The 9,851-nt window shown below is 70.2% G+C and carries 3 protein-coding genes (1 of these 3 running past the window's edge); 1 reads left to right on the forward strand and 2 read right to left on the reverse strand.

The window, feature by feature from the left end:
• Both RM779_RS16240 and RM779_RS16245 read right to left on the reverse strand, forming a co-directional pair.
• Positions 1-3,669, reverse strand: the 5' portion of a protein-coding gene (locus tag RM779_RS16240) for a type I polyketide synthase (RefSeq protein WP_311618406.1). 23,655 nt of this gene lie to the left of the window's left edge; 3,669 of the gene's 27,324 nt are visible here — the first part of the coding sequence; its start codon is at positions 3,667-3,669; its stop codon lies off the left edge, out of view.
• A gap of 7 nt (positions 3,670-3,676) precedes the next feature.
• A complete protein-coding gene (locus RM779_RS16245; protein WP_311618407.1) occupies positions 3,677-4,612 on the reverse strand; it encodes a proline iminopeptidase-family hydrolase in 936 nt (311 codons plus the stop codon).
• Between the two features lie 2,327 nt (positions 4,613-6,939).
• Between RM779_RS16245 and RM779_RS16250 the strand changes: the two genes are divergently transcribed.
• Positions 6,940-9,789, forward strand: coding sequence for an ATP-binding protein (locus tag RM779_RS16250; RefSeq protein ID WP_311618408.1), 2,850 nt, complete (start codon positions 6,940-6,942; stop codon positions 9,787-9,789).
• Positions 9,790-9,851 lie beyond the last annotated feature (62 nt).

Below are 9,851 nucleotides of genomic sequence, written 5' to 3' on the forward strand. Positions count from 1 at the left end.
AGCGATCGAAGCAGCAAGCCCCGCCACCCCGGCCGCCCCTGGGCCGGACCGGCTGGTCAGCACCACCCGCTCCGCACCACGCTCAGCCACCCAACCCGCCGTAATCGCACCCACACCACTCGTACCACCCGTCACCAGCACCGCACCCCCAGGCCGCCACTCCTCCCCCACCACAGGACGACCCGCACGCTCCAACCGACGACCCAGTACCCCACCCGAACGCACCGCGACCTGATCCTCACCACCATTCGCGAGCACCCCGACCAGCCGCGCACCCACCCGCCCATCGAACTCCGCAGGCAGATCAACCAGACCACCCCAACGACTCCCCAGCTCCAGCCCCGCCGTCACACCCAGACCCCACACCTGCGCCTGCACCGCACTCACCACCGACTCACCCGCGCCCGCGCCCACCGCGCCCCGCGTCAGCACCCACAACGGAGCCTCCACCCCAGCACCGCCCAACGCCCGCACCAACTCCACCGTCGCCACCAGACCAGCCGCAACGATCTGATCACCGGCGAACACCGCATCATCCACCGCCAACGTCGACACCACACCGGCCACGCCCGCGACCACCGAGGCATCGACCCCATCGGGACCGGCGACGGTGATCACCTCGGCACCACACCCGGACAGCGCCTCCGCAACAGCCTCGGCATCCGCACCCTCACCCACCACCAGCCACGACCCCGACAACACCACACCCGACTCCACCACCGGAACCGGCACCCACGAAACCCGATAACGCCAATCAGCAACCTCCGCGTCCACCCGACTCCGCCGCCGGTAATCGGCCAGCGCAGGCAACACCTCTGCCAGGCTGCCACCGTCGACGTTCAGCGTCGCCGCAAGCTCATCCAAGTCACCCTGCTCGATGGCGGCCCAGAACTCCGCGTCGCCACCCTTCCGGGCTGCGTTCCCCGCAACGTGCTCCGCCTGCCGCCAGAAACGGCTCCGCTGGAAGGCGTAGGTGGGCAGCTCGACGGTCTCGCCACCGCCCAGCACACCGGCCCACTCCACCTCAACACCCCGGACCCAGGCTTCGGCGAACGAGGCCAGCAGACGCTCGGCACCACCGTTATCCCGCCGCAACGTGCCGACCGTGACCGGGGCATACTCCTCCAGCGCATCACCTATCGCGCCGGTGAGCACCGGGTGCGGGGAGGTCTCCACGAACACGCCGTGCCCGGACTCACCCAGCACCTGGATCGCGCGCTCGAACTCCACGGTCTCGCGCAGCGAAGCGAACCAGTAACCCGCGTCCATCTCCGGACCCGACAGCCACTCCCCGCTCATCGCGGAGACCATCGGGATACGCGTCTCGCCAGGAACGATCCCGTCCAGGACGTTGAGGATCTCGTCGCGCAGCTCGTCCACCTGGGGGCCGTGCGAGGCGTAGTCCACCGGAATCATCCGAGTCCGCACCGACTCACCACAGGACTCCTGCAACTCCCGCAGCGCATCCGGCTCACCCGACACCACCGTCGCCGAGGGCCCGTTCACCGCCGCGAGCGACAGCCGTTCCCCGAACGGGGCGATGCGCTCGCGCACCGCGTCGGCCGGCTCGGCAACCGACAGCATCCCGCCACGCCCAGCCAGCACCGTCAACGTCCGGCTGCGCAGCGCCACGACCTTCGCCGCATCCTCCAGCGACAGAATCCCCGCCACCGCAGCCGCCGCGATCTCACCCTGCGAATGCCCCACCACCGCATCCGGCACCACACCAGCCGCCTCCCACACCGCGGCCAGCGACACCATCACCGCCCACAACGCCGGCTGCACCACATCAGCAGCCTCGAAACCATGCCGCCCCGCCAGCACGTCCTCAAGCTCCCAGTCCACAAACGGAGCCAGAGCCACCGCACACTCCGCAAGCCTGGCCGCGAACACCGGCGAGGACTCGGCCAACTCCCGGCCCATCCCCACCCACTGCGAACCCTGACCCGGGAACACAAACACCGTCGAACCGGTGCCGACCGGGGCCACCTCACCAGTGACCACACCCGCCGCGGGCTGGTCGGTGGCCACCGCGGCCAGCCCCGCCAGCAGCACCTCACGCTCCGACCCCAGCACCACCGCACGATGCTCAAACACCGACCGCGCCGTCGCCAACGACCACGCCACATCAGACGCCGCCAACTCCGGCCGCCCCGCCACGTGTTCCCGCAGCCGGCCCGCCTGACCCGCAAGCGCCGCGGCACTGCGACCCGACACCGCCCACGCCGGAACACCAGGCGACAGCAACGGCAGAGACTCGGACGCCTCGGTGGCCACGGGCGGCGCGGTCGGCTCGGCGTGGTCCGCCGGGGCAGGCTCCGCCTGTTCGAGGATCACGTGGGCGTTGGTGCCGCTGACCCCGAACGAGGAGACCGCGGCACGGCGCAGACGGCCGGCGTCGGGCCAGGAACGGGCATCGGTGAGCAGGCGGACGTTTCCGGCGTCCCAGTCGACCTGCGGCGTCACTTCGTCCGCGTGCAGTGTCTTGGGCAGCATGCCGTGGTGGATGGCCTTGACCATCTTGATGACGCTGGCGACGCCCGCGGCGGCCTGGGTGTGGCCGATGTTCGACTTGATCGATCCCAGCCACAGCGGCTGGTCGTCGGCGCGGTTCTGACCGTACGTGGCGAGGAGCGCCTGGGCCTCGATCGGGTCGCCGAGGGTGGTGCCGGTGCCGTGGCCTTCCAGGGCGTCGATGTCGGCGGTCGTCAGCCCGGCGGCGTCGAGTGCCTGCTTGATGACGCGGCGCTGGGACGGGCCGCTGGGCGCGGTGAAGCCGTTGGAGGCGCCGTCCTGGTTGACCGCGCTGCCGCGGATCACCGCGAGCACCTGGTGCCCGTTGCGCCGGGCGTCCGACAGGCGCTCCAGCAGCAGGACGCCCGCGCCCTCGCCCCAGCCGGTGCCGTTGGCGTCGGCGGAGTACGAACGGCAGCGGCCGTCGGGCGAGAGGCCGCGCTGCTCGCTGAACTCGATGAACGTCTCGGGGGTGGCCATGATGCTGATGCCGCCGGCCAGCGCCAGCGTGCACTCGCCTGAGCGCAGGGACTGCGACGCCCACTGGAGTGCCACGAGCGATGAGGAGCAGGCGGTGTCGACTGTGACGGCGGGGCCTTCGAGGCCGAGCGTGTAGGCGACGCGTCCGGAGACAAGGCTGCCGTCGCTGCTGGTGATGCCGTAGTCGTGGTACATCGCGCCGGCGAAGACGCCGGTGCGGCTGCCGCGGAGCGTTGCCGGGTCGAGGCCGGCCCGTTCCATCGCCTCCCAGGTGATCTCCAGCAGGAGCCGCTGCTGGGGGTCCATGGTGGTGGCCTCGCGCGGGCTGATCCTGAAGAAGTCGGGGTCGAACAGCGCCGCGTCGTGCAGGAATCCGCCGTCGCGGACGTAGCTCTTGCCGGGCTTACCGGGCTCCGGGTCGTAGATGTCGTCCAGGTCCCAGCCACGGTCGGTGGGGAACGGGGTGATGGCGTCGCGGCCTTCGGTGACCAGGTCCCAGAGGTCCTCCGGGGAGGCGACGCCGCCGGGGTAGCGGCAGGCCATGCCGATAATCGCGATGGGTTCTGTCGTGGCGCTCGCGGTGGCACGCAGGCTCTGGTTGTCCCGCTTCAGCCGCTCGTTCTCGACGAGCGAGCCGCGCAGCGCCTCAATGATCTCCTCGACCTTGGCATCCACCGCCGTCTCAGCCTCCGCTCACTGTCGTGGTCTGCGCGCCGTTCGCGCCGATCGTGTCTAGAAATCCGCCGAGCACCTCGGTGAAGCGCTCGGGCTCCTCAAGGTGCGTGAGGTGGCTGGAGTCTTCGAAGATCTCCCAGCGGGCGTTCGGGATGAGTTCCTCGAAGGGCCGAACGGTCGCCGGGGTGGCCTCGTCGTGACGGCCGGAGATGATGAGCGTCGGCACGCTGATGTCGGGCAGGTAGTCGATCACCGACCAGTCGCGCAGGCTGCCGATGACGTGGAACTCGTTGGGGCCGTTCATGGCGCGGTAGACCGTCGGGTCGGTGAAAGTCTCCATGTAGGTGGCCGCGAGCTCGCGGGGGAGCGGGTCGATGCGGCAGACGTGGCGACTGTAGAAGATGAGCATGGCCTGCAGGTACTCGTCGCTGTCGGTGGTGCCCGCTGCCTCGTGGCGCCGCAACGTTTCGTCCACGCCCGGTGGCAGTTGGGCGCGCAGCACGTCCATCTCCTTGCGCCACAGCGGGTAGGAGGCGGGTGCGTTGGCGACGACCAGCCCGCGGAGTCCGGCGGGGCGGGCGGAGGCGTGCCAGGCGGCCAGCATCCCGCCCCATGACTGCCCGAACAGGACGTAGTTGTCGGCGATGTCGAGCCGGTTGAGGAGGTTGTCGAGCTCGTCGAGGAACAGCTCGGGCGTCCAGAAGCCGGGGTCGGCGTCGGGCAGGCGGGTGGAGCCCCCGTTGCCGAGTTGGTCGTAGTGGACGACGGGCCAGCCGCGTTCGGCGTAGCCGGCCAGGGGGAGCAGGTAGTCGTGGGTGCTGCCGGGGCCTCCGTGCACGACGACGAGCGCCGGGCGGCCCGCTCCCGGCCTTCCGGTGACGCGGTACCAGGTCGCGTACTCGCGGAAGGGAACGGTTCCCTTGGCTGTGGGCGTGGGCGCCATTTCTCCAACCATCTCTCGACCGTGTGCGGTCGGGTCGTTCTCGACTGCGGTTACGCGTCCCTGGCGCGGCATGAAAATGCCCCGGAGCGGCCCGTGGCCGGGCGCGTCCGGAGTCGGGAGCCTCAAGCCGCTCGTCGACGGTGCAGACGGTGCGAGGGGCCGTCTGTACTCGCTCCTTGCCGGGCGGGTGAGGGTACTCGGCCAGGGCGCTGGGCGTGCTCGACGTGCCTCGGCGGAGTTGGCGGCTCTGCCTGGCCGGTGCCGCATGGAGGATCGGGTCCTGGCCCGCCGGGTGGCCTTGCGGCGCTGTCGGGAGCCGCGTGGCGTGGCGGACCCGGAGGGCGGGAGTGGGGCCGCCTCCTCCGGGGCATGGGTCCGGCGGGCGGTGGTACCGGGCGAGGGGCGATGGTGCGGCCGGTGCGGCTGAGGGCCGATCGCTGCCGGAACGGCGGCACCGTGTGTGCGGGCGTGCGCTGCGGGCGCGTCTGCCGCGGGCGCGTCTGCTGTGGCCGGGGAGCGGTGGGCGTCCGCGGCGGCCACGGCGGTTGTCTCCGCGGTGTGCTCGCGGGCCGCGGGCAGCTTCCTGGCACTACTTTCGCGGTAGTCAAGAAGCTTGTCCTGGTTACCCACCAAAGTCACCCCGGGTTGAGAGGGCGCCGACGCGGCGACGCACGATTGCCGGGAACGCTACGCAGGGCCCAAATCCACCCCCAACCCCTGATCGCCCCTAACGTGTGCCGCCGGACCGCTGCGCCCACCGGCCCCCTTGGGCGGTTCGGTGGCGTCGGCTCGGTCGTCGGCTCGGTCGTCGGCTCGGTCGTCACCGCGGCCACGCCCGGTTACGCTACGGGAGCGGCTCGTGGCACCATGCCGGGCACGGCCGGATGCCGGGAGGAGGGCGGCGTCCGCGATGCCGTCGGGTTTGCCGGTTCCGTGTCGGGGCGGTTCCGGTTCTGCCGGCGGTCGTCGTGCGGTCGGGTGCCTGCCACCGGCCGGTGCCCGCGGACCGGTGGCCTCGTCGTGTCGGTCGCGGCGGCGCCGGGTGACGGCATGTTTTGCGGCGTATTCGCTATGCGGTCACCCCCTTACCGAGGGTCTTCGTTTGCAACATCGGCGGCATTCCAGGCGCTCGATGCAATCTCCAACTGCTGCGTGACAGGACGGCAACAATGGGAAACTGCGCTGACATTTAGCCGAGCCCTTCGCCCGTCCGTCCGCCCGGCGAGCAGACCCCGCACCGGCCGCGTTCGCCGGTAGCCCAATGGGCCAGTTCGGCCTGACACATCCGGCGATTCTTTGCAATCCGGTACCGCCCGTGGCGCCCGCCGGGGTACCGGCACATGCGGGCCGCCCGCGGTCACTCTTTCCCTGCGGAACGGTCACGAATATTCCGGCACCCCAGGTCATATCAGCCGGAACAGCGGCACGTGCGGACCGCCCGCAGTCAGTCATTCCCCCAGGGCGGTCACGGGCATTCGGGCTCCAGCCATAGCAGCCGGGACGCCGTTACATGCGGGCCGTCAACGGTCACCCTCCCTGCCGGAACGGTCATGGATATTCCGGCACCTCCGGTCATATCAGCCAGTACACCGGTGGATACGGGCCGAGCACGGTCAGCTTCAGCGGCGAAACGGTCAGTACACGGGCGGGGGTGGCCGTTTCGGGCGCGGCTGTCCGTTCGTTGCGGCGTGCGGGCCGAGCGGCGCGGATTCTGCCTGCACAGCGACGGATTGGGGCGCGGGCGGCGGGGAGCGGGGCGCGATCGACAGGCCGGCCGGGTGCCCGATCGGCCACCGAGCCGCTGTGACCGCGAGTGATCATATAGCGCCAATGAGTTTCCGGTGACCGGCCGTCGGCACGCTCTCGACAAGGCGTCATGTCGCGTATCGATACGGCTATCCGGGCCGTGGAGTGACGGGCACTGTTCGCCTCCGTACGGTCTCAGGCACCCATTATCATCCTCACAGGCGTCCCTCAAAATTGATCAACGACTCGCTTGCTCCAGACAATCGGAGGGCGAACTCTCGACCAACAGTCGCTGACACCCAAGCCGCCCAAGCAGCGCCTGAGGCGGGCTCTCGCCTGGGGTGAGACGACGCTCCAACACGCTCTCCCAGCGGGTGCTGGCCAGAATGCATTTGCCGCAGTAACATCTGGAACTTCCGGGGGGCGGTCCTTGTTTGTCCTGGCTCTGCGGGAATATTCTGCCGCCGAGCACTGCTCAACGACTACGACACCTCGAAGGACTAGGCCGACCTGTTTCCAGCCGCCGCTGGAAACGGCAGCTGCGTGATTGACATGCCGACAGGGGATTCTCAACAGTGTTGGTGGAGCGCACCCAAATACTCGAAAGACTCGATGACCTACTGGTTCAATCTGCTCGGGGCAGGGGCACCGTCGCCGCGGTGAGCGGCTCGACCGCGATGGGCAAGACGAGTGTGCTCGACGCCTTGGCGGACCAGGCCGCTTCGGCGGGCAGCGCAGTGCTCAGTGTGGTGAGTGCGCCGCATGAGCGTGACCTTCCCTTTGGCACGCTCACCCAGCTCCTGCAGGCGCTCGAAGCGCATCTGGCGGACATCGAGCCGCTGGGCGTCGACGTCACGGACGCGGTCCGGCTCATCGAGCCCACGCACGTGGCGGCCGCTCCAGCGCCACCCGTGGCCCACGACGGCCTCGTGGCAGTCGCCAGGCAGACACACCGGCTTGTCGCCAACCTGGCCGCCGCGCGCCCCCTGTTGATCACAGTGGACGACATCCAGCACACCGACGCGGCCACGCTCTTCTGTCTGCGGTACCTGGCACAACGCCTGACCCAGCTGCCCGTCACCCTGGTGTTCACGCGCGGCACCTCGGTCGAGGAGCAGCCGCCGCACATCCTGTACGACCTCCTGTACCAGACGAGCGTGCGCCGCTTCCACCTGGGCCCGCTCTCGCGTGAAGGCATAAGGGCGTTGGCCGCGGGCCGGTCCCCGTGCGTTCCCTCGGACGAGCTGGTCGGGGAGATCCACACGCTGAGTGTGGGGAACCCGCTGCTCGTTCAGGCGCTCATCGAGGAGCACCGGCTGCGTGCCGCGCCCGAAGCGACCGCGGATTCCGTCGTGCCGGCGGGCGACGGCCCTGCCGTCCAGCCCAGTTCGGAGGGAGGGCTGACGACCGGGCACATCTTCCAGCAGGCAGTCCTCGCGTGCCTGCACCGGCTCGGCCCGCGCGCCGTCCTGCTCGCGCAGTGCGTCGCGCTGCTGGACAAGGCGGCCACCCCGCTCCTGTTGAGCCGGTTGAGCGGCATCGACGCGGAGCTGGTCAGACGTTATCTGGGGCTGCTCACCGGCATCGGTGTGCTGGACGGTGTCCACTTCCGCCGCTCGGGCGTTCAGCAGGCGGTTCTCCGTGAGATGCCCCATGACGAGGCAACGGACCTGCGGCACCGCGTCGCTTCGCTGCTCCACCACGGCGGGGCGGCGCCCCAGACCGTGGCCGTGCATCTGCTCGCCGCCGGCCCGCTGCACGACGACTGGATGGTGCCGGTTTTACGAGAGGCCGGCCGTCAGGCTCTGGCCGAGGGCGACGTGGCGCAGGGCATCCGATGTCTGGAGCTGGCGCGCGAATGCTGCTCGGAGGATGCTGCGCGCCTCTCGGTGATGTCGCACTACGCCTTCGGCCAGTGGCAGGCGAGTCCCGCCGACTCCGCCCAGCACTTTCTCGCGCTCAAGGGCCCGGCTCTGGCAGGGATGTTGACGACGAGGGATGCGTTGCAGGTCGCCGAGGGCATGATGTTCCACCTCCACTTCGACGAAGCCCTGGAAGTCGTCGACCATCTCTACGACGGCAACGAGGACATGACGGCCGCGCTGCTCGGTATCCCGCTGCTGATGGCCTCGGAGTTCCCTGGCCTGCTGCACCGGCCGCGCCGCCCGTTCCCGACGACGACCGTCTCGTCGACGTCCACCTCGAAGCTGCGCGCGCGGCACGCGCTGGCCCGCGCCCTCGAACGGGGGGCGGACGAGTACGCCATCGCCCTGGCCGAGCAGGTGCTTCAGGGCACCCAGTCTCCGGCTCCCTGGCGGATGCACGCTCTGCACACGGCTCTGCTGGCCTTGTGCTACGCGGACAAGTTCGACGAAGCCCAGAAGTGGCACGAGGTCCTCGCGGCCGGCTCACGAAGATATGACGCACCGGTCTGGCAAGGAATGCTCGAATCCACCGGTGCGCTCATCTCGCTGCGGCGTGGCCAACTGGCCGACGCCGTGCGCCAGGCGGAGGCGGCATACGCCCTGCTGTCCGGCCTGACGTGGAACGTCAGCAGCACGCTCGCGCTGGCCATACTCGTGGAGGCCCACACCGCCATGGGTAACCATCAGGCCGTGACCAAGCACCTGGCGCACGAGCCGCCACCGGCGCTGTTCCTCACCCGCGCGGGGCTGCACTACCTGTACGCCCGCGGCCGCCACCACCTCGCGACGGGCAACATGTCCATGGCGCTGTCCGACTTCCTGGAGTGCGGCACGCTGATGCAGCGCTGGGACATCGACACGCCCGCCCTGGCGCCCTGGCGGTTGGGGGCGGCCGCGGCGTGGCTTCGGCTGGGCGAGCGGGACCGGGCGGCCCTGCTCGTCGAGAAGCAGGCCGCGACGCCCGACATCGGGCTCACACGGTCGCGTGGGATGGCCCTGCACGGTCTTGCCATGGTCCAGCCGACCGCCAAGCAGCCTCCCCTGCTGCTGGAGGCGTTCCGCCTGCTGGAGGCCAAGGGCGCGTGGTACGACGCCGCCGCCGTCCTGGTCGACCTCAGCCGCGCCTACCAGGAGCTGGGCGAGAAGGGCCGGGCACGGCGCACCGCGCGGAGGGCATGGCGCCTCGCCAAGAGCTGCGGGGCGGAAGCCATGTGCCAGGCACTGCTTCCGACGACCATGCCCCGCAGCGCCGAGACCAAGGAAAGTACCCGGTCCGGCGGCAGCGAACGCGCGGACCGGGGCACGTTCGAAGGGCTCAGTGAGTCGGAGCGGCGCGTCGCCATACTCGCCGCCCAGGGGTACGCCAACCGGGAGATCGCGGACAGGCTGTTCATCACGGTCAGCACCGTCGAACAGCACCTCACCCGCGTCTATCGCAAAATGGGCATCAGGAACCGCGACCAGCTCCTGGAGGGCATGCACGCCGTCAGCCTGGAGAGCGTCTGATCCGCCGCGGCCCGGCAAGGGCCGCCGTGCGCCTGTGCCCGCCGCCCGGCGGGCACAGGCGC

The organism is Streptomyces johnsoniae (assembly GCF_031845565.1).
Lineage (GTDB): Bacteria > Actinomycetota > Actinomycetes > Streptomycetales > Streptomycetaceae > Streptomyces > Streptomyces johnsoniae.

What these genes read in the sequence shown, in the direction of transcription:
- RM779_RS16245 (WP_311618407.1), bottom strand. Translation starts at nt 4,612, where the DNA reads ATGGCGCCCACGCCCACAGCCAAGGGAACCGTTCCCTTCCGCGAGTAC.